Below are 20,096 nucleotides of genomic sequence, written 5' to 3'. Positions count from 1 at the left end.
CGGCATCCGCGGGTGGTGGACCTGTAAATCACGCGCCGGAGGGGCCGCTGCCTCCAAAAAACCCTGACTGTTCTCGTTCAATTAATGATTGCTAATGCTCGATCACTGCGCGGTTACGGTTGCATAGTCAAGCCAGCGCGCGGGGGCCGGGGCGATCAAAATTCGCAACTGTAGCGGCATTCACACGTCTGCCCCGTCAAAGCCGTGGCAAGTCCTGTGCGGTTTCGCTAAAGTATGGAACCTGCACCTTGCTGCCCCCTGCAGCAAAGTGCACCGACATGACAACGGCCCTTGCAATTCGCCCGGGGCTGCTCAGCTTTATCAGACCAGCCATGCCGTTGGAGAGAAAGGGATCACACCGATGTATCAAGCCGCCATCACCGGTACGGGCGTTTTCACGCCGCAGCAAACCATCACCAACGCCGAACTGGTCGAAGCCTTCAACGCCTATGCCGACCTCTACAACGCCGAAAATGCCGAGGCGATTGAAGCGGGCACCCTAGAGGCCAAGGCGCATTCCTCGGAAGAGTTCATCGTCAAAGCCAGCGGCATCGAACAGCGCTATGTCATGGATAAATCCGGCGTGCTGGACCCCAATGTGATGCACCCCCTGCTGCGCCAGCGCGCGGATGAGGAACCTTCCCTCATGGCCGAAATGGCCATTGATGCCGCGCAAAAGGCGCTCGCCGCCGCTGGAAAGAGTGCCGAGGATGTGGACGCGGTGATCTGCGCCGCTTCGAACTTAGAGCGTGCCTATCCCGCCGTGGCCATCGAGATTCAGGAACTTCTCGGCGTGAAGGGCTTCGCCTTCGACATGAACGTCGCCTGTTCTTCGGCCACTTTCGGCATTCAGGCGGCGGCGGATATGATCCGCTCCGGCTCCATCCGCTCCGCCCTCGTGGTGAACCCCGAGATTTGCTCCGCCCACCTCGAATGGCGTGATCGCGATTGCCACTTCATCTTTGGTGACGTGGCCACCGCCACGCTGCTGGAACGGGCCGAAGATGTCGACGGCCCCTGTTTCGACGTCATCTCGACCCGCTGCGCGACCGAATATTCCAACAACATCCGCAACAACAACGGCTTCCTCCGCCGCTCCCGCCCCGATGGGCTGAGCGACCGGCGCGATATGCAGTTCATGCAGAATGGGCGCAAAGTGTTTAAGGAAGTGTTACCCATGGTGGCCGACCATATCGGTGGGCATATGTCCGACAACGGGTTGGAATCCGCCGATCTCAAGCGCATCTGGCTGCATCAGGCGAATAAGTCGATGAACGATTTCATCGGGCGCAAAGTGCTGGGGCGCGAGCCTGAGCCGGGCGAACAGCCCAACATTCTGCAAGACTACGCCAACACCTCCTCCGCCGGGTCGATCATCGCTTTCGCCAAGAACTCCGACGATCTGGAAGACGGCGACACCGGGCTGATCTGCTCCTTCGGGGCGGGTTATTCCGTCGGCTCCGTCATCGTCAAAAAGCGCGGCTGACGCGCCGTACCCGGCCCTAAGATGAGGACGGGGTTTGCATCTTGATCCGCTGTCATGGGCGGCGTAACACCCTGCCCATGGCAAAGCTTTACTTCAATTACTCCACCATGAACGCCGGTAAATCCACAGTGCTGCTTCAAGCGGCGCATAACTATGTGGAACGCGGCATGGTGCCCTTTTTGCTCACCGCGCAGTTCGACAACCGCGCGGGCGAAGGGCGCATCGCCTCCCGCATCGGCATCGGGCAAGAGGCCGATACTTTCGCCCCGGGCGAAGACCTTTTGGCCAAGATCGAAGCCCGGTTGGAGCAAGGCCCCTGCGCCTGTATCTTTGTCGATGAGGCGCAGTTTCTAGAGGTTGAGCAGGTCTGGCAACTGGCCCGTGCGGTGGATGATCTGGGCGTGCCGATCATGTGTTTTGGCCTTCGCGTCGATTTCCGGGGTGAGCTTTTCCCCGGCTCCGCCACCCTGCTGGCGCTCGCCGATGAGATGCGCGAAGTGCGCACCATTTGCCATTGCGGCAAGAAGGCCACGATGGTCGTGCGCCGCGACGCCGAAGGGCAAGCGATGCGGGACGGCGCGCAGGTGCAGATCGGCGGGAACGAGACCTATGTCTCGCTCTGCCGCAAACACTGGCGCGCCGCCGTGGGCGACGGTTAAACCCGGTTTGGCGGGGCCTCTCCGTCGATGAAGGCTTGTAGATTGGCCACGGCCATCAGCCCCATATCGACACGGACCTCATGCGCCGCGGTGCCGAGATGCGGCAACAGCACAACATTGTCGAGATCACGCAGCGCCTGCGGCACCTTGGGCTCGAACTCATAGACATCCAGCCCCGCACCGCCGATGCGCCCCGCTTGCAGGGCTTCGATCAAGGCGGCCTCCTGCACCACATCGCCGCGGGCGATGTTAATCAGATGGGCATGGGGCTGCATCGCGCGGAGTACGGTTTCATCGATCAAATGCCGCGTCTCGCCGCCGCCGGGCACAGCGATGACAAGCACATCCACGGCTTCAGCCAGCGCGGTCAGGCTTTCGACACGGGTGGCGGGAAAATCGAGGTCTTTCTCACTGCGGTTGAAATAGCTGACCTGCATTTCAAACCCATAGTGGCAGCGCCGCGCGATGGCCTGCCCGATCCGGCCCATGCCAACGATGCCGACCCGTTTGCCGGTCAAATGCAGCCCCAACATCTGCGTCGGGTGCCAACCGGCCCATGCGCCGGAGCGGACCAGCCGCTCCCCTTCGGCAGCGCGGCGGGCGGACATCAGCATGAGCGTCATGGCGACATCCGCCGTGGCATCGGTGACGGCGCCGGGGGTGTTGGTCACCTCCACCCCGCCGCGCGCGCCGCTGCCGCGTCGATGTGGTTATAACCGACGCCGAAATTGGCGAGGATCTTGCAGCGCGGCTCGGGCACATCGGCGAAAACCTCGGCCGAGAAGGCGTCCCCCAGGGTCGGCATCACCCCGTCATAGTCGCGCAGCGCCGCGCGCATTTCTTCGCCCGAAAGCGGCGCGGTTTCCTCGCGCACCGTCACTTCGCAGCCCTTCAACGCCTCGGTGACATCTTTGGGTAAAGGTCTGGCAATCAATATCTTTTTCAATGCATCCGCCCTCCTTCGGGCACTTTTTGATCGGGCGACAAAAGCACGATCTCTCCGTCCTTGTCGGGCAGGCCGAGCACCAGCACCTCGGACATGAAAGGCCCGATCTGACGGACGGGGAAATTAACCACGGCCACGACCTGCCGCCCCACCAGCGTCTCCGGCGTATAATGCGCGGTGATCTGGGCCGAGGTCTTACGCTCGCCGATCTCCTCGCCAAAATCTACCCAGAGTTTGATCGCCGGTTTGCGTGCTTCCGGAAAGGCTTCGGCCCGGGTCACGGTGCCGACGCGAATATCGACCTTGAGGAAATCGTCGAAAGTGATCTCAGCCATTGGCCAGCTCCCGCGATCTGTCCGCCGCGGCGGCGACCGCGCGCTTGAGAAGGGGCGGGAAGCCTTCGGCCTTGTCCATCAAAACCTCAAGCGCCGCTTGGGTCGTGCCATTGGGGCTGGTGACGTTGACGCGCAACTGCGCCGGATCCTCTTCAGCCTGCATCGCCAGCGCCCCTGCCCCGGCGACCGTCGCCTTGGCCAATTGCATCGCCAATTCCTCGGGCAGGCCTTGGGCCACACCGGCGGCGGCCATGCATTCGATCATGTGAAAGACATAGGCCGGGCCCGAGCCGCTGACCCCAGTAACCGCGTCGATCTGCGCCTCTTCGGTCAGGCGGACGACCGCGCCCACCGCGCTCAGCAGCGTTTCGGCTTCATCCAAAGACCGGCTGCCCGCCTTGGCATTGCCGACGATGGCGGTGATCCCTTTGGAGATGGCAGCAGGCGTGTTAGGCATGGCCCGCACAATGGGCGTGTCGCCGCCGAGGACGCTTTCGAAATAGCCGATGGTCGTGCCCGCCGCGACGCTGACGAACAGCGTCTCACCATTGCCCATCGCCTGAAGCGTCGGCAGCGCGTCCGCCATCATCTGCGGTTTGACCGCCACCAGCACCACCGCTGGCGCGGCAGGCAGGTCGGCGTTCAGGTTTACGCCGGTGCCTTGCAGCCAATCGGAGGGTTTCGGGTCCACGACCCAAACCGCGCTTGCCGGCAGCCCCTGCGCCAGCCAGCCTTCTAACATGGCCGATCCCATTTTGCCACAGCCCAGCAAAACCAGACCGTCGCGTGCCACTCTCCCGTCTTTCATCCTATCCCCCGAAGTTGTTCGGGGACTTTGTTACGCCCGGCCGTAAGCCTCTGCAATGGCGACGTCCATCGCGGCCTTGGGGGATTGATCGCCCCAGACGAGCAATTGCAGCGCGGGATAGTAGCGTTCCGCGCTCATGACGGCGGCACCGATCATCGTGTCGATCTGCTCTGGCCCCGCGACCTGTCCGCCAGCCAAAACCAGCCCGTAGCGGTAGACCATCAACTGCTGATCGGCCCAGAAGCTGAAGGCCCCCGCCCAGCATTGATCGTTGACGAGGTTTAACAATTCGTAAAGCTTCGGCAGTTTTTCAGCCGGAGGCTCCATCTCGAAGGTGCAGATCAGGCGCAGCGTTTCGTCATAAGCTGACCATGCCAGCGTGATGGAATAGGTCCGCCACTGCCCCTCGACCGCCATGGCGATCTGGTCATCTGCCACGCGGTCGAATTCCCAATCGTGATGGGCCGCGAGATTTTCAACGATATCAATGGGGTGGATTTCTTCTTCAAGGTAATGCTCGGACAGGGCCATTTCGCCACCTCTCAATCTGTTCCACGGGGCGGGACTTGGCCCACCATGCATGGAAGCCTGCACAAATAGGCGTGTAGGTTCACATCACCTATACAAGATATGGTGCTTGCAGCGGAACAGTCTGGCAAGTTTTTTCTTGGGGATAACCACAATTGATAGGGGATAACCGCAATAACTTGTGGGTAAATCGCGGGAAACGTCTATAAATTGGAGGGAGAGGGCGCGAGGGGCCGCAAGCGGCCCCTTTCCACGCGGGGGATCGCCACCCCAGACCGGGGCGGCTGATCGAATTCTATCGGGTTCAGTCCTTGGCTTCGAGCTTGTCGAGCCGCGCTTTCAGCGCTTCGTTCTCTTCGCGGGCCTTCTGCGCCATGGCGCGCACCGCGTCGAACTCCTCACGGGTGACGAAATCACGATCGGCGAGCCAACGGTCGAGCATGCCCTTGAAGGCGGTCTCGGCCTCGTCCTTGGCGCCTTGGGCGACGCCCATCGCGTTTGTCATCATCTGTGAAACATCGTCGAAAAACTTATTGCGGGTCTGCATGTCTGGCCTCCGGAGGTTTGTTAGCCTCTATATGGGGCGCGACGCCCTTGCTCGCAAGGTTGACTTCCCGCGCGGCCTTGCTCAATCAGCAGCATGATAGCCATGCTCCCCTTCCCCGATATCGCGCCGGAAATCTTTTCGGTGACCCTGTTTGGTTCCACCTTCGCGCTGCGCTGGTATGCGCTGGCCTATATCGTGGGCATCCTGCTGGGCTGGCGCATTGCCACTGCGGCGGTCAAACGCCCCCATCTGTGGAAGAACGACACGCCAGTCATGAAGCCCGGTCAGGTCGAGGACCTGCTCTTTTGGGTCATTCTGGGCGTGATCCTTGGCGGACGCATGGGCTATGTGCTGTTTTACCAACCGGCCTATTACCTGTCGAACCCCGCGGCGATCTTGCAGCTTTGGGAGGGCGGCATGTCCTTCCATGGCGGGGCGCTTGGGGTCATTCTGGCGGGGCTTTTCTACACATGGCGGCACCGGATCCCGGTGATTTCGACCGGGGATATGGTCTGTCTGGGGCTGGCGCCGGGGCTGTTTCTGGGGCGGCTGGCGAATTTCATCAATGCCGAGCTTTGGGGCCGCCCGACCGATCTGCCTTGGGGCGTGGCCTTCCCCGGTGAGGCGGCGCAGTTCTGCCCCGATGTGGCGGGCATCTGCGCGCGCCACCCCTCGCAGCTTTATGAGGCGCTGCTGGAGGGGCTGCTCTTGGGCGGCGTGTTGATCTGGATGGCGTGGAAACGCGGCGCGCTTAAAATGCCGGGGCTGATCGGCGGCACTTTCCTTGCAGGCTATGGCGCGGCGCGGTTCGCGGTGGAATTCCTGCGCCAACCCGACGCGCAATTCGTCACCCCCGGCAACCCGCTGGGGCTGGCGTGGCATATCGGCGGCTGGGGGCTGACCATGGGGCAAATCCTATCGCTGCCGATGATTGCCGTGGGCGTCTTCCTCATCATCCGAGCGCGGCGGCAGGCATGAGCCTGAAGGACCATCTGCTCACACGGATCGCGCTGGAAGGGCCGATGCGGCTGGACGCTTATATGCAGTCCTGCCTGCTGCATCCCGACTGGGGGTACTACACCACCCGCGCGCCTTTCGGCCCGGAGGGGGATTTCATCACCGCCCCCGAGATCAGCCAGATGTTTGGCGAGTTGATCGGCCTCTCGCTGGCGCAAAGCTGGCTGGATCAGGGCGCGCCCTCCCCCTTCACACTGGCCGAGCTTGGGCCGGGCCGGGGGACATTGATGGCCGATATTCTGCGCGCCACGGCGCGGGTGCCGGGGTTTCAGGCGGCGGCACAGGTCACGCTGGTCGAAGCCTCTCTTTCTTTACGCGAGGTGCAGCGCGAGACGTTGCGAGGGGCCGAGGTCACTTGGGCCGAAAGTGCCGCTGACCTGCCAGATGCGCCGCTGTTCCTCGTCGCCAATGAGTTTTTCGATGCCCTGCCAATCCGGCAGTTCATCCGCCAAGGCGCAGGCTGGGCCGAGCGCCGGGTGGGCGCGGCAGAGGGGGCGCTGACCTTTGGCCTCGGCCCCGTGACCCCACAGCCCGCCCTTGCCCATCGGCTGGAAGATACGAAGGACGGCGACCTTGTTGAGCTTTGCGCCCCGGCGGCGGAGATCATGCAAGAGATCGGCAAACGCATCGCCGCCCATGGCGGGGCGGGGCTGATTATCGACTATGGCGATTGGCGCGCCTTGGGCGACACGCTGCAAGCGCTGGAGAACCACAGCCCCGCCGATCCCCTCGCCAATCCCGGGCAGGCCGACCTGACCGCCCATGTCGATTTTGAGGCGCTGGCCCGCGCCTGCCCCTGCCCCATAGCCGCGTGGTCACCCAAGGCGTTTTTCTGGAGCGGTTGGGCATCACCCCCGCGCGCAGAAACTGGCCGAGGCGCTGACCGGCGACGCGCTCAGCAACCATATTGCCGCACATCGACGGTTGACGCACCCGGCGGAAATGGGAAACCTGTTCAAAGTGATGGGGCTCTACCAAAAAGGTCAGACGCCGCCCCCGGGGACAGAAGTATGACGCTCGAAATTCTGACATCCGATGCGCTTGCGCCTTTGCGGCACGGGTTTTTCACCCGCCGTGGCGGCGCGTCATCGGGGGTGTTTTCCGGGCTGAACTGCGGCAGCGGCAGCTCGGACCAGTCCGAGATCGTGCGCATCAACCGCGCCCGCGCCGCCGAGGCGATGGGCCTGCCTGCCGACCATCTTGTCGGCGTACATCAGGTGCATTCCGCCACTGTCGTCACAGTGACGGAGCCGCAGGACGACAAGCCCCGCGCCGATGCCTTGGTCACCAAAACCCCCGGCATCGCCCTGTCGATCCTGACCGCTGACTGTCAGCCTGTGCTCTTCGCCGATGCACAAGCCGGTGTGGTGGGCGCGGCCCATGCAGGCTGGCGCGGCGCGCTTGACGGGATACTCGAGGCGACGGTCGACGCGATGGTCGATCTCGGCGCCACCCGCGAAAAGATCACCGCGGTGATCGGCCCCTCCATCAGCCAGCGCGCCTATGAGGTCGGGCCGGAGTTTCTGGACAACTTCATGAATGCCGACCCCGAGTTTGCCCGCTACTTTGCCCAAGGCGAAGGCGACCGCCTGCATTTCGACCTGCCCGGCTTTGGTCTCAACCGGCTGCGCGCGGCAGGCGTGGGCCATGCGGAATGGACGCGGCATTGCACCTACGCCGATGCCTCGCGATTCTATTCCTACCGGCGCACGACCCACGCCAAGGAAGCGGACTATGGCCGCTTGCTCTCGGCGATCACCCTCTGAACGGGGCGAGATTGCGGCAAGGCCTGCCCGTTTCGCGCCGCATTGCTGTCGCGAAATTTGGCATAATCAGCCCCTTGCGGCGCCATTGTTTCCAGCGCCCCCTGCAAACCACCGAAACTTAACACTTTTCGAAGTATGGCAAAGGCGCCCAAAACTGCCCTTTGAAGCCGCCAAATTCCCACAAGTTTCTCGCCCTCGGTCAAAAACCGGCCCGATTGCACTGCGATAGTGGATGCAACGATGCCCGCGTGACCCGAAGAGGAACAGAGCCATGAAAAAGAACCCGCGCTTCATCAAATCCGTTGTCGAGACAGCGGCCAAGACCGACACCGTCATGCCATGGGCCCGCGGTGCGCGCCGCGCCGCTTTCATCGCCAAACGCTCCGGCAACGCCCCGGTGCGCAAGACCGCCTGAAAAGTTTCCCCCGGTACCGGTGCCACGCGCCCGGTATAGCAGACCGCCCCTCGTGACGTTGATTCGTTGCGAGGGGCGTTTTCATGCGAATATGGCGATCACGCACCCGGCCCGGAAACAGCCCCCGCATTCCGCCTAGATTGGCGCGCAAAGCGCAGCACTCAGGCCGGATATTTTGACAAATCCCGCAGAACATGGCGCAGTATCCGTCAGCCCGCGCCGGTGCATGCCGCCCACGGCACCGCTGAGCCGGGCCGACAAGGGGTTTTGCATGACTGACACCGCCACCAAAGCCGAAGGCCCGCCGCCCGCGCCGATGCGCAGCTATGAAGTCGCCGCGCTCCGCGCCGATGGGTCGCTCTATATCGGCCAAGACACCGCCCCCGCCGCGCCGCTTTTCGAAGCCGCTTTCGCGGCCTTCGCTCACGGGACGCCGATCCAAACGGTGCAGGGCGACATTGCCATCGAAGATCTCCAGCCCGGCGACATGATCCACACGAGTGCCGGAGGTCCGGCGCAGTTGATCTGGATCGGGTCGAGCCGTTTCATCCCAGCGGACAGTGGGCGGCTGCCCCTCATCCGCATCATGCCCGACAGTTTCGGCGAGGGGCGCCCCATTTCGTTCCTCACTCTCGGCCCCGCCGCGCGGGTGCTCCAGACGCCGCCCCACCTGCGGGCCGCGGCGGAGGGCAGCCGCCTGCTCACCCCGCTGCGCGAATTCGTGGATGGGGTTAATGTGATCGAGGTCACCCCGCCAACCCCGGTGCGCCTGTTTCACATCTGCCTGTCGCGCCATGCGGTGATCAAGGCAGGCGGGCTAGAGATGGAGACCTTTCATCCCGGCGTTCAAGCGCTGCGCGAGGTGGCACCCGACCTGCGGGATCGCTTTCTATCCATGTTTCCGCAGATCGCGCATGGGCGGGATTTCGGCCCCCTCGCCCATCCCCGCGCGCCTGAAGCGGCAGAAGACCGCGCCGACAGCTGAACTCAAGGCGCGGTCGACAGCCGCGCTTCCAACACGTCGAAGGGCACGCCGGGCTCATCCTTGGCCCCGCGGATCACGAGGCTGGTCTTCACGCTTTCCACATTGGGCGTGGTCAGCAATTGCCCGGTCAGGAAGCTTTGAAAGCTCGACAAATCCGGTGCCACGCATTTCAGGATGAAATCGACTTCCCCGTTGAGCATATGGCACTCGCGCACCAGCGGCCAACCACGGCATTTCTCTTCAAACGCGCTCAGATCAGCCTCGGCCTGACTGGCCAGCCCGACCATTGCGAAGACCTGCACCTCAAAACCCAGTTCACGCGCATCGACATCCGCATGATAGCCTTTGATATAGCCCTGCTCTTCCAAGGTGCGCACGCGGCGCAAACAGGGCGGTGCAGAGATCCCGACGCGTTTGGCCAGTTCGACATTCGTCATCCGGCCATCAGATTGCAACTCGGCCAAGATCATCCGGTCTATCGGATCAAGTCGTGTACCCGCCATAACATCCTCAGTGAATTTTCGATTCTTATAGCAGCCTGCGTGGTGCGCGCAATAAAGTTTCACACAAGCGCAATATTCTTTATCACGGCCCTTGAGGCCAGCCGCCCGTCTGTTCACGCAAGCGTAATGACGGGGCGGTGACGGCAGGGGTTTAACGGCTTCGCGGCTATCGCTATATGAGGCGGGCAATATCAATGACAGCCCGGGGGCGCCAGATGGCCGAGACACGTAAAACCAAGGTACTGATCATCGGCTCCGGCCCTGCGGGCTATACCGCCGGGGTCTACGCAAGCCGCGCCATGCTGGAGCCGATCCTCGTGCAGGGGATCGAGCCGGGCGGCCAGCTGACCACCACCACCGAGGTTGAGAACTGGCCCGGCGACAGCGAGGTTCAGGGCCCCGACCTGATGATCCGTATGCAGGACCATGCCAAGGCCATGGGGACTGAAATCATCGGCGACATCATTACCGATCTTGATCTGTCCAGCCGTCCGTTCCATGCCAAGGGCGACAGCGGCACGACTTACGTCGCAGATTCCGTGATCCTCGCCACCGGCGCCCGCGCGAAATGGCTGGGGCTGGAGAGCGAAGAGAAGTTCAAGGGCTTCGGCGTCTCGGCCTGCGCTACCTGCGATGGGTTCTTCTACCGCGGTCAGGAGATCGTGGTCATTGGCGGCGGCAACACCGCCGTGGAAGAGGCGCTGTTCCTCACCAACTTCGCCTCCAAGGTCACGCTGATCCACCGCCGCGATGAGCTGCGCGCCGAGAAGATCCTGATCGACCGGCTGATGAAAAACCCCAAGATCGAGCCGCTGTGGTTCCATGAGTTGCATGAGGTCTACGGCACCGACAACCCGCTCGGCGTCGAAGGCGTGAAGGTCAAACACACCGAAACCGGCGAGATCACCGACATTCCCGCCAAGGGCGTCTTTGTCGCCATCGGCCATGCGCCTGCCAACGAGTTGGTCAAAGATACGCTGGAAACCCACATGGGCGGCTATGTCGTGACCAAGCCCGACAGCACCGAGACCTCGATCCCCGGTGTCTTTGCCGCCGGTGACCTGACCGACCACAAGTACCGCCAAGCGGTCACCAGCGCCGGCATGGGTTGCATGGCCGCACTTGAGGCCGAGCGCTTCCTTGCCGAAGTGGGCGATGACGAGGGCAAAGATACCTCCCTCCCGCTGGGCTACGGGGCCGAGGTGAAGGAAGACGTTTAAGTCAGACGAAGGCGCGGCGGAGATAATTCTGGTTTCCGCCGCCCCTCAGCACCCGAATTGCAGGCTACCCTCGGATCATGGGATTTCGGCCTTTAACGGGGTGACACCCCTTAGTTCTATAGACTTTTCACATCTTTTGCAGCTATGGCAGCCGGGACCGAAGCCGCCTGTTCCCTGAAGAAAAGTGATAGTCATGATGCCCAGCAACCTCACGCCGATCCCCGAACTCTACGTCTCTTACGAGTCGTCGCAAAAGCTGAAGGTGGAGGCGGGCAATCTGGTGAGCCTCGACCTCACCCCGCGCCAGATCTGCGATCTGGAACTCTTGATGAACGGCGGCTTCAACCCGCTGAAAGGGTTCTTGGGCGAAGAGGACTACGACAGCGTGGTCGAGAACATGCGGCTGGCCGATGGCACGCTTTGGCCGATGCCGATCAACCTCGACGTAAGCGAGGAATTCGCCGAGAAGCTCGAACTGGGCCAGGACATCGCCCTGCGCGACCAAGAAGGCGTGATCCTCGCCACCATGACGGTGACCGACCGCTGGACCCCGAACAAGGCACGCGAAGCCGAGAAGGTCTTCGGCGCCGATGACGACGCCCATCCGGCGGTGAACTACCTGCACAATCAGGCCGGCAAGATCTACCTTGGCGGGCCGGTGACCGGCATCCAGCAGCCGGTGCACTACGATTTCCGCGGCCGCCGCGACACGCCGAACGAGCTGCGCGCCTATTTCCGCAAGCTGGGCTGGCGCCGTGTCGTCGCCTTCCAGACCCGCAACCCGCTGCACCGCGCGCATCAGGAGCTGACCTTCCGCGCCGCCCGCGAGGCGCAGGCCAACCTGCTGATCCACCCCGTTGTCGGCATGACCAAACCCGGCGACGTGGATCACTTCACCCGCGTGCGCTGCTATGAGGCGGTGCTCGACAAGTACCCTGCCGCTACCACCTCCATGTCGCTCTTGAACCTCGCCATGCGCATGGCTGGCCCGCGCGAGGCCGTCTGGCACGGGCTCATTCGCAAGAACCACGGCTGCACCCATTTCATCGTTGGCCGCGACCACGCTGGCCCCGGCAAGAACTCCGCCGGGGAGGATTTCTATGGCCCCTATGACGCGCAGGAATTGTTCCGCGCGCATCAGGAGGAGATGGGCATCGAGATGGTCGATTTCAAACATATGGTCTGGGTGCAGGAACGCGCGCAATATGAGGCCATGGATGAGATCGAGGACAAAGACAGCGTCACCATCCTGAACATCTCGGGCACCGAGCTGCGCCGCCGCCTGCGCGAAGGGCTGGAGATCCCTGAGTGGTTCTCCTTCCCCGAGGTCGTCAAGGAGTTGCGCCGCACCTCCCCGCCGCGCTCGAAGCAGGGGTTCACCGTCTTTTTCACCGGCTTCTCCGGTTCGGGCAAATCCACCATCGCCAACGCACTGATGGTCAAGCTGATGGAGATGGGCGGCCGCCCGGTGACGCTGCTCGATGGTGACATCGTGCGGAAAAACCTCAGTTCTGAGTTGGGCTTCTCGAAAGAGCACCGCGACCTGAACATCCGCCGCATCGGCTATGTCGCCTCTGAGATCACCAAGAACGGCGGCATCGCCATCTGCGCACCGATTGCGCCCTATGCCGCCACCCGCCGTGCGGTGCGCGAGGATGTGGAAAACTTCGGTGCCTTCGTCGAGGTGCATGTCGCAACCTCCATCGAGGAATGCGAACGCCGTGACCGCAAAGGGCTCTACAAGCTGGCGCGGGAGGGCAAGATCAAGGAGTTCACCGGTATTTCCGACCCCTACGATGTGCCGCAGAACGCCGAACTGGTGCTGGAGACCGAGAATGTCGAGGTCGACAACTGCGCGCATCAGGTGTTGCTGAAGCTCGAAAACATGGGGCTGATCGCGGGGTAAGCCGATCAGTCTCTGCCAAGAACAACGCAGCCCCTCGGGGCTGCGTTTTGCGTTTGGGGTCAGGCCACCTCGGGCATGAAGACTTGGCCCGACATCACCACACGCCCCTGCCCCGCCACGCGGACACCGGTGATCGCATTGCGCGGGCCGAGTACTTCGACCTCCGCCCGTCCGGGGCGGCCCATGAGGTGACCTTGTTCGGCCACGAAATTCGGGCTCTCGAACAATCCACGCGCCCAGAGATAGGCCGCCATGGCACCCGTCGCCGAACCGGTGAAAGGGTCTTCGGCGGGGCTGGGCGGGGCCAGCAGCAGCCGCGCATAGGTATTGCCCGCAGCGGCCGCGCCTTCGAGGGTGACCCAGAAGGGCTCCATCATATCGCTGCCCTGCCCCAGATGGGCGTTATAGGCCGCGAGCGCCTCGGGGTTAAGCTTCAGCCTTTCCAAAGCAGCGCGACTGCGCAAAACGGTGATACAGAACGGCAGCCCGGTAGAAACTACCTGCGGCGGGGCGATGATATCCTCGGGGGCCACCCCGCCCACCTTGGCGACGAGATCGGCAGGCACTTCTTCCCCGAAGACCGGCGCGATCTGGGTCATGGCGATTTGGGAGCCGCGCACCTCGACCTCGACGATCCCTGCGCCAGTCTCCAACCGCAGCGGCCCTTCGCCGATCAACCCGCGATGGCGCAGCGCTGCGACGGTGGCGATGGTGGGATGGCCCGCGAAGGGTATCTCACGACTGGCGAGGTAGTATTTCACCCTGAAATCCGCGACCTCCGACGGGCCGGTAAAGGTGCATTCCACGAGGGATGTTTCGCGCACATAGGCCATGCATAGCTCATCCGGCAGCCCTGCCCCGCCATGCACCACGGCGCAGCCATTGCCGCCGAAGACTTGGTCGGTAAAGGCGTCTACCCAGTCGAAATCGAAATCCATAAGACCGCTCCCAATAAAAAAGGCCGCAGCGGACTGCGGCCTTGCATCGGGCTTAGCGTATCGTCGTGCCGGGCGGCGTCAATGCACCATCACTGGCCGGTAGTCATGCTCTCGCGCCAATGAGAAGGCGAGTTTCTGATCGCCGACCAGCGCCAGCTGCTGCCCTTCGGCATCATGAACGGCATAGAGAAGCTCAAGCCCCTCGGCTTGATCGCGCACCTCGCGCGGCAGATCGGCGACAGCGATTGTTTTGACATAGACCATACGGTCGTTTCCGTGGGTGATTGCGTCTTGCATGATGTTACCCCTTCTTGATCTTGATGGTTTGAACCACCGTTTCAGGCTTGGCGCGGGTCAGGTCGACATGCAGCAGACCATTCTCCATAACCGCTTCGCCCACATCGACCCCATCGGCCAGTACGAACGAGCGTTGGAATTGACGCGCGGCGATTCCACGGTGCAGAAACACCCGGTCTTCGCCATCGTCGGACTGACGCCCACGGATCACGAGCTGTCTATCCTCAACGGTTATCGACAGATCCTGTTCCGAAAAACCCGCCACCGCCAGCGTGATGCGATAGCTGTAGTCCGAGGTTTGTTCGATGTTGAACGGCGGATAACCTTCGTTTCCGGCCTTGGCGCTGCGTTCGAGCACCCGTTCCAATTGTTCAAACCCGAGCATATGCGGGTAAGAGGCAAGCGTTAATTTCGTCATGCGACACGTCCTTATCAGGTCAAGCGACAGTGTTTCACAGGCCCCGCAACCGGCAGCCCGTTGCATTGAATATGGGGGGCTTGGGCAAGGGCGCAAGGGCTATGCCAAATGATCTCAACCGCTTATATTCAAGGTTCAGATGCCCAACGGAATCACCTGCCCATGAATGCCCCTACCGATCTGTCGATGAAAACGGACGAAGTGCTGCGTGTCGAGCTTGAGGTCTTTCGACGGGAACATCGCGATTTGGATGACGCCATCCATGCGCTGGTCGAACGCGGCACCGGGGATCAACTGACCCTGCAACGGCTCAAGAAACGCAAACTGCGCCTCAAGGATTTGATCGCCCAGATCGAAGACCGGCTGACGCCCGATATCATCGCCTGACCCATTATCCCCATGACCCGCGGCAATCGGCGTTGCCAGATGGGCCGTGATGGGTATAGTGCGCGCTCTGATCCACCAAGAGAAGGCCCGCAGCAATGACCACGCCCCCGGTTGGCATCATCATGGGGTCCCAGTCCGACTGGGCCACCATGCGCGAAGCAGCAACCCTGCTGGACGAGCTTAACATCCCCTTCGAGGCGCGCATCGTTTCGGCCCATCGCACCCCGGACCGGCTCTGGGACTATGGCAAGACGGCGGTGGACCGAGGTTTGCAAGTCATCATCGCGGGCGCAGGCGGGGCGGCGCATTTGCCGGGCATGACGGCCTCCAAAACCCGGGTGCCGGTGATCGGCGTGCCGGTGCAGACCAAGGCGCTGTCGGGTGTGGATTCGCTCTATTCCATTCTGCAAATGCCGCGCGGTTTCCCGGTCGCGACCATGGCCATCGGTGCCGCAGGCGCGGCCAATGCCGCCCTGATGGCTGCGGGCATCCTTGCGCTGCAAGACCCGGAATTGGCCAAGCGGCTGGACGATTGGCGCGATGCGCTCAGCGCTTCGATCCCCGAGGTGCCGCATGACTGACCCCCTGCAAACCGGCGCCACCATCGGCATTCTGGGCGGCGGCCAATTGGGCCGCATGCTTTCTGTCGCCGCTGCACGGCTTGGCTTTCGCACCCATATCTTCGAGCCGGGCGCCAACCCGCCCGCCGCCGATGTGGCCCATGCGGTGACCACCGCCCCCTATGACGACCACAAAGCGCTGGAGGCTTTCGCCCGCGCCTGTGACATCGTCACCTTCGAGTTTGAGAACATCCCCACCGAAGCGCTCGACGTGGTCGAGGCGATCACCCCGCTGCGCCCGGGCCGCGAGGCGCTGCGCATTTCCCAAGACCGGCTGACCGAGAAAACCTTCCTCGGCGATCTTGGCCTGCGCGTGGCCCCTTTCGCCGATGTGACCGACGCCGCCAGCCTCAAGACCGCCGTGGCCCAAATCGGCACGCCCGCGATCCTCAAGACCCGCCGTTTCGGCTATGACGGCAAGGGGCAAGCGCGGCTGAAAGACGATGCCGACCTCGACGCCGCCTGGGCCGAGATGAACGGCGCGCCTTCCGTGCTCGAAGGTTTCGTGAACTTCAGCGCCGAGATCTCAGTCATCGCCGCGCGCAGCGCCACGGGAGAGGTCGCCTGTTTCGACCCTGGTGAGAATGTCCACCGTGACGGCATCCTGCATACCACCACCGTGCCCGCCAAGATTAGCAACGCACAGCGCACCGACGCGGTGCTGCTTGCCGGTCGCGTGCTGAATGCGCTGGATTACGTCGGCGTCATGGGGGTCGAGCTTTTCGTCACGCCGCAGGGGCTGATCGTGAATGAGATCGCCCCGCGGGTGCATAACTCTGGCCATTGGACCCAGAACGGCTGCACCATCGACCAGTTCGAGCAGCATATCCGCGCCGTGGCCGGATGGCCCTTGGGCGATGGGCAGCGCTATGCGGATGTGGTGATGACCAACCTCATCGGCGATGACATGGACCGCGTGCCCGAACTGGCCCGCGCCCGCGACACCGCGTTGCATCTTTACGGCAAGGCCGAGGTCAAACCGGGCCGCAAGATGGGTCATGTAAACCAGATCACCCGCGGCTGAGGTCAGCCGAAGAACCGATCCGCCACCGCGCCGGACATAAAGCTCACCCGCCCCGCCGCGAAAGTGGCGGCGACGCGGCCCGTGGCCTTGTCCAAGACGACGATATCGGCGCGTTTGCCCGGCGCCAGCGTGCCGCGATCCGAAAGCCCCAAGACCTGCGCCGGCCCGGCTGAGACCAGCGCCCAAGCGCCCGCAAGGTCCAGCAATCCGCTCTGCGCCAGCATCAAGGCGGCGCGGCGCGGCGAGGGGTAATGGTAATCCGACGCCAGCGCGTGACAGAGCCCCATGGTGATCAGGTCCAGCGCCGAAAGGTTGCCGTTATGCGACCCGCCGCGCACCACATTGGGCGCGCCCATGATGACCGCATCCCCCGCTCCATGCGCGGCCTCGGCGGCCTCCTGCGTTTCGGGGAATTCCGCCAGCGTCACGCCCCGCGCCCGCCAAAGGGCGCGGCCCTCGGCGGTCTGGTCATCATGGCTGCCCATCTTAACGCCACGCTGCGCCAGTTCCGCGCAAAGCCCGTCCAGCGCCGCGGGCACCTCATCGCGCCGTGCGTGCATCTCCTGCATCTGTGCCAAATGGCTCTCCGGGCTGCGCCCGGCCTTCAGCGCCTGCCCGACCAGCCGTTTCGGGGTCTTGCCCGCCGCCAAACGATCATGCGGCAGGTGATCGTTGAACACCACATAGCCCACGCCCCAATCCGCCATGCGCTGCGGCAGGCTGTCGTAGAGGTCGAGCATATGAGTCTCGAACCGAAGCTGCGGGCGGATGTCGGTGACCAATTCCGGCGCGGTGTCGCGGATGCCACTAAAGACCTGATCTGCGAACGCCAGCCCCCGCAGACCGCCTTCCCAGCTGACGAATTGCGCCAAAACCGCGGTGGTCATGCCATTGGCCGCGAGCTCTGCCTCCGCTGCGACCAGCCCTTCGGACAATTGTTTCATCGCCCCGCGACGCGGTGCCAGATGCCGCTCGAACGCGTCGCCATGCAGATCGACGATCCCTGGCAAGACTTGAAAGCCGGTCAGATCGACAGGCCGCCCGGCCGGGGCATCGGCAATCACCCCATCGGAAAAAGACAACGGCGCACGGCTCAGCCCCTCGGGTGAAGCACATCCGCATTGACGAGATCAAGGTTTGGCATCGTCCCCTCCCACCCCCGGCAGGCAGCCCGCTTCCGGGCAGCCGATCGCATTCAGGACGCCATCGATAAAGGTCATCGACCGGTCAAAACTGCCGGTTTTCAGAAAGGCCATGGTCTGGGCGATGACGCGCGGGTTGTTCATCATGAAGGTATGGGTCACCGGCAGGACGATATGGTCTTTCATCCCCGCCACACGGGTCGAGGCGACCGAGACCTTTCCGTCATCCGGCCCCGGCAAAAGGCTCGAAAAATAGGGGTTTAGCGACTGTGAGCCGGCAATCACGCCCAACTCGAAAGGGACCGGCGGCAATTGGTTCGGCAAGGCCGCATCATCGGTGCCGATCTCGGCCCCCGCGGGGCCGTTCAACCATTCGAACGCAGGGTTCTCGACCAGTTCGTCCACCACTTCGCTGCCGTGATTGGGCGGCCCTAACATCACCACGCGCCCGACCCGGTCGGCCCCGGCCTCGGCCACCCATTTGCGCACCAAGATACCGCCCATGGAATGGGTCACGAAATCGATCCGCGCGGTGCCGCAGGTCTCAATCGCGCGCGGCAGGGTCTGTTTCGCCAATTCCGCGATATTGGCCTCAGTCGAAGGGTAGCCCGGGCGCACCACGCGGTAGCCTTCGGCGGCCAAGGCGGCTTCCATCACGGCAAAAGACATTTCGGTCCTAGCCAGCCCATGCAGCAAAACAACACAGCGCCCCGCCGCGTTTTCGGCCGCGGCAGGCAGGGGGATCGCCAAGCAGATCGCGGCAATCAGCAGGGTGAAAAATCTCATCATGCCCTCCAGATAGACTGATTGCCCCGACTGTGAAATGGTCTTGGCGCGTTACCTGACGAAAGTATGCCGATGCCCCGACCCCGCCCTCGATTGGCCGCCCGCGCCGTGCTGCTGCACGAAGGGCGGCTGCTGCTGGTCAACGCCTATGCCGATGATCGGCTGGGCCTAATGTGCGCCCCCGGCGGTGGGGTGGAGGCCGGCGCCTCCCTCCCCGACAACCTGCGCCGCGAGGTGTTTGAGGAAACGGGCCTCACGATCTCGGTCGGTGCGCCCTGTCTGGTCAATGAGTTCCACGACCCCGGCGGCGATTTTCATCAGGTGGATATCTATTTCAGATGCCACATCCTCGGATCCGCCCAAATCGCCCCCGATTGGCAAGACCGGGAGGCCATCGTCACGCGGCATCGATGGGTCACCCAAGCGGAACTGGCACAAGTCCCCCACAAGCCCGATAGCCTCGGCACAGTCGCTTTTGGCCCCGAGGAGGCGGCGATCACCTACGATCCTTTGGAGCCGATTTTGCGCTGAGCGCCCAAGCGATCCCGCCCAGCACCAAGGCCGTCGCGAGGATAAGCGTCAAGCTGAGCGGCTCACCCAAGAGCAGCGCCCCGGCGAGGATCGCGATGATCGGCACGCTCAGCTGTGCCACCGCCGCCGTGCCCCCGTCGATCCGCGTCAGCACCGCATACCACAGGGCATAGCCAAGGCCCGAGGTCACCCCGCCGCAAAGCGCGCCCAACAAAAGCCCCGCCAGGCTGAAATGCGATCCCATAAAAGCAGGCAGGATGAGCATGAACGGCAAACACAGCAAAAAGTTTGCCGAAGTCGCCGCCAGCGGATCGCCCGATGTGCGACCGATGATCGTATAGGCGGCCCAGCCGATCCCCGCCAGAACCATCAGTCCGGCGCCGATTGGCTCCGTGGAACCCTGCCCATCCGGCCAGAGGACCAAAACCAAGCCCGCAAAAGCCGCCCCAGCCCCTGTGATCTGCCGCGTGGTGGGCGCCGCGCCGGTCAAAGCGGCGTAGGTGAACATGGTAATCTGCACCACGCCAAAAAGGATGAGCGCCCCGAGCCCCGCGTCCAACGTCAGATACGCCAGACTGAACCCGATCATATAGACAGCGAGACTCACGGCCCCGCCGATCCTGTTGCGCCGCAAAAGCGGCAGCCGTCCACCCCGCAGCGCAACCAAGATGCCCAAAACCAATGCCCCCGCACCGACCCGCACAAGGGCAAAGCCCGCCGGATCGATATGCCCGCCGTCCACCGCCATTCGGGTCAAAATTGAGTTCGCCGCAAAAGCGCACATGGTGAGGGCGGAAAGAAGGAAAAGCTGCATGACCTCTCGCTTAGCCTC

22 protein-coding genes and 3 pseudogenes are annotated in these 20,096 nt (G+C 63.1%); 13 read left to right on the top strand and 12 right to left on the bottom strand.

From position 1 onward, the window contains the following. Positions 1–361: 361 nt before the first annotated feature. Positions 362–1,486 (top strand): beta-ketoacyl-ACP synthase III, encoded by a 1,125-nt coding sequence (locus tag CUR85_RS11015; protein ID WP_067267298.1) that lies wholly within the window; start codon positions 362–364, stop codon positions 1,484–1,486. A 77-nt stretch (positions 1,487–1,563) separates the two neighbouring features. After that, positions 1,564–2,145: a thymidine kinase gene (locus tag CUR85_RS11010; RefSeq protein WP_067267300.1), complete on the top strand. Its 582-nt coding sequence runs from the start codon at positions 1,564–1,566 to the stop codon at positions 2,143–2,145. Here CUR85_RS11010 and CUR85_RS11005 read toward each other — a convergent pair. The 5 genes and pseudogenes from CUR85_RS11005 to CUR85_RS10985 form a co-directional block, all read right to left on the bottom strand. Continuing rightward, positions 2,142–3,091 (bottom strand): annotated as a pseudogene (locus tag CUR85_RS11005) (2-hydroxyacid dehydrogenase). The gene CUR85_RS11010 and the pseudogene CUR85_RS11005 overlap by 4 nt on opposite strands. After that, positions 3,088–3,426, bottom strand: coding sequence for a tRNA-binding protein (locus CUR85_RS11000; RefSeq protein ID WP_067267303.1), 339 nt, complete (start codon positions 3,424–3,426; stop codon positions 3,088–3,090). The pseudogene CUR85_RS11005 and the gene CUR85_RS11000 overlap by 4 nt, the downstream one beginning before the upstream one ends. After that, positions 3,419–4,234 carry a pyrroline-5-carboxylate reductase gene (proC, locus tag CUR85_RS10995; protein WP_067267305.1) on the bottom strand — a complete coding sequence of 272 codons (816 nt, stop codon included), beginning with the start codon at positions 4,232–4,234 and terminating at the stop codon, positions 3,419–3,421. The genes CUR85_RS11000 and proC overlap by 8 nt, the downstream gene beginning before the upstream one ends. 30 nt (positions 4,235–4,264) lie before the next feature. Then, entirely contained in the window at positions 4,265–4,765 is a 501-nt protein-coding gene (locus tag CUR85_RS10990) for a type III secretion system chaperone family protein (RefSeq protein WP_067267306.1), read from the bottom strand. A 301-nt stretch (positions 4,766–5,066) separates the two neighbouring features. Beyond that, complete coding sequence (locus CUR85_RS10985; RefSeq protein WP_067267308.1) at positions 5,067–5,309, bottom strand: accessory factor UbiK family protein; 243 nt, start codon at positions 5,307–5,309, stop codon at positions 5,067–5,069. A 93-nt stretch (positions 5,310–5,402) separates the two neighbouring features. On the opposite strand from CUR85_RS10985, the gene lgt reads away from it, so the two are divergent. The 5 genes and pseudogenes from lgt (at position 5,403) to CUR85_RS10960 (ending at position 9,492) form a co-directional block, all read left to right on the top strand. Then, the gene (lgt, locus tag CUR85_RS10980) at positions 5,403–6,287 is read left to right on the top strand and encodes a prolipoprotein diacylglyceryl transferase (protein WP_067267310.1); all 885 of its coding nucleotides are present in this window, start codon (positions 5,403–5,405) and stop codon (positions 6,285–6,287) included. Beyond that, a pseudogene (locus CUR85_RS10975) lies at positions 6,284–7,340 on the top strand (class I SAM-dependent methyltransferase). The gene lgt and the pseudogene CUR85_RS10975 overlap by 4 nt, the downstream one beginning before the upstream one ends. Next, on the top strand, positions 7,337–8,092 hold the full coding sequence (gene pgeF, locus CUR85_RS10970; RefSeq protein ID WP_067267313.1) for a peptidoglycan editing factor PgeF: 756 nt from the start codon (positions 7,337–7,339) through the stop codon (positions 8,090–8,092). Before CUR85_RS10975 ends, pgeF begins: the two are co-directional and overlap by 4 nt. A gap of 271 nt (positions 8,093–8,363) precedes the next feature. Next, complete coding sequence (locus CUR85_RS10965) at positions 8,364–8,507, top strand: hypothetical protein (protein WP_169306083.1); 144 nt, start codon at positions 8,364–8,366, stop codon at positions 8,505–8,507. Positions 8,508–8,778: 271 nt separating this feature from the next. After that, the gene (locus CUR85_RS10960) at positions 8,779–9,492 is read left to right on the top strand and encodes a Hint domain-containing protein (protein WP_067267315.1); all 714 of its coding nucleotides are present in this window, start codon (positions 8,779–8,781) and stop codon (positions 9,490–9,492) included. A 2-nt stretch (positions 9,493–9,494) separates the two neighbouring features. On the opposite strand, the gene CUR85_RS10955 is transcribed toward CUR85_RS10960, so the two are convergent. Continuing rightward, on the bottom strand, positions 9,495–9,995 hold the full coding sequence (locus tag CUR85_RS10955; protein ID WP_067267317.1) for an Lrp/AsnC family transcriptional regulator: 501 nt from the start codon (positions 9,993–9,995) through the stop codon (positions 9,495–9,497). 215 nt (positions 9,996–10,210) lie between these two features. On the opposite strand from CUR85_RS10955, the gene trxB reads away from it, so the two are divergent. Together trxB and CUR85_RS10945 are read left to right on the top strand one after the other, a co-directional pair. Further along, positions 10,211–11,215, top strand: coding sequence for a thioredoxin-disulfide reductase (gene trxB / locus CUR85_RS10950; RefSeq protein ID WP_067267319.1), 1,005 nt, complete (start codon positions 10,211–10,213; stop codon positions 11,213–11,215). A 193-nt stretch (positions 11,216–11,408) separates the two neighbouring features. Then, entirely contained in the window at positions 11,409–13,121 is a 1,713-nt protein-coding gene (locus tag CUR85_RS10945) for a bifunctional sulfate adenylyltransferase/adenylylsulfate kinase (RefSeq protein ID WP_067267320.1), read from the top strand. Positions 13,122–13,180: 59 nt separating this feature from the next. Here CUR85_RS10945 and CUR85_RS10940 read toward each other — a convergent pair whose 3' ends face one another. The 3 genes from CUR85_RS10940 to CUR85_RS10930 form a co-directional block, all read right to left on the bottom strand. Then, positions 13,181–14,059: a PhzF family phenazine biosynthesis protein gene (locus tag CUR85_RS10940; protein WP_067267322.1), complete on the bottom strand. Its 879-nt coding sequence runs from the start codon at positions 14,057–14,059 to the stop codon at positions 13,181–13,183. Positions 14,060–14,137: 78 nt separating this feature from the next. Further along, positions 14,138–14,356 (bottom strand): DUF1150 family protein, encoded by a 219-nt coding sequence (locus tag CUR85_RS10935; RefSeq protein WP_007119022.1) that lies wholly within the window; start codon positions 14,354–14,356, stop codon positions 14,138–14,140. Between the two features lie 4 nt (positions 14,357–14,360). Continuing rightward, positions 14,361–14,774, bottom strand: a complete 414-nt coding sequence (locus CUR85_RS10930; RefSeq protein ID WP_067267324.1) for an Hsp20 family protein — start codon at positions 14,772–14,774, stop codon at positions 14,361–14,363. Between the two features lie 162 nt (positions 14,775–14,936). Here CUR85_RS10930 and CUR85_RS10925 point away from each other — a divergent pair, with 162 nt between their 5' ends. From CUR85_RS10925 to CUR85_RS10915, 3 genes are all read left to right on the top strand, one after another. Beyond that, the gene (locus CUR85_RS10925) at positions 14,937–15,161 is read left to right on the top strand and encodes a YdcH family protein (RefSeq protein WP_067267347.1); all 225 of its coding nucleotides are present in this window, start codon (positions 14,937–14,939) and stop codon (positions 15,159–15,161) included. A gap of 95 nt (positions 15,162–15,256) precedes the next feature. After that, entirely contained in the window at positions 15,257–15,742 is a 486-nt protein-coding gene (purE, locus tag CUR85_RS10920; RefSeq protein ID WP_197470991.1) for a 5-(carboxyamino)imidazole ribonucleotide mutase, read from the top strand. Beyond that, positions 15,735–16,805 carry a 5-(carboxyamino)imidazole ribonucleotide synthase gene (locus tag CUR85_RS10915; RefSeq protein WP_067267326.1) on the top strand — a complete coding sequence of 357 codons (1,071 nt, stop codon included), beginning with the start codon at positions 15,735–15,737 and terminating at the stop codon, positions 16,803–16,805. The genes purE and CUR85_RS10915 overlap by 8 nt, the downstream gene beginning before the upstream one ends. 2 nt (positions 16,806–16,807) lie before the next feature. Here CUR85_RS10915 and CUR85_RS10910 read toward each other — a convergent pair. Beyond that, positions 16,808–17,949, bottom strand: a pseudogene (locus CUR85_RS10910) (alpha-D-ribose 1-methylphosphonate 5-triphosphate diphosphatase). Beyond that, the gene (locus tag CUR85_RS10905) at positions 17,936–18,733 is read right to left on the bottom strand and encodes an alpha/beta fold hydrolase (RefSeq protein ID WP_394376110.1); all 798 of its coding nucleotides are present in this window, start codon (positions 18,731–18,733) and stop codon (positions 17,936–17,938) included. Before CUR85_RS10905 ends, CUR85_RS10910 begins: the two are co-directional and overlap by 14 nt. Positions 18,734–18,799: 66 nt before the next feature. On the opposite strand from CUR85_RS10905, the gene CUR85_RS10900 reads away from it, so the two are divergent. Further along, a complete protein-coding gene (locus CUR85_RS10900; RefSeq protein ID WP_067267329.1) occupies positions 18,800–19,264 on the top strand; it encodes an NUDIX domain-containing protein in 465 nt (154 codons plus the stop codon). On the opposite strand, the gene CUR85_RS10895 is transcribed toward CUR85_RS10900, so the two are convergent. After that, the gene (locus CUR85_RS10895) at positions 19,230–20,078 is read right to left on the bottom strand and encodes a DMT family transporter (protein WP_067267353.1); all 849 of its coding nucleotides are present in this window, start codon (positions 20,076–20,078) and stop codon (positions 19,230–19,232) included. The two genes, CUR85_RS10900 and CUR85_RS10895, sit on opposite strands and share 35 nt — an antisense overlap. Positions 20,079–20,096: the final 18 nt, after the last annotated feature.

This window comes from Sulfitobacter faviae (genome assembly GCF_029870955.1).
GTDB lineage: Bacteria > Pseudomonadota > Alphaproteobacteria > Rhodobacterales > Rhodobacteraceae > Sulfitobacter > Sulfitobacter faviae.
The sequence above is the reverse complement of the archived record's forward strand: the minus strand, read 5'-3'. Positions and strand labels throughout refer to the sequence as shown.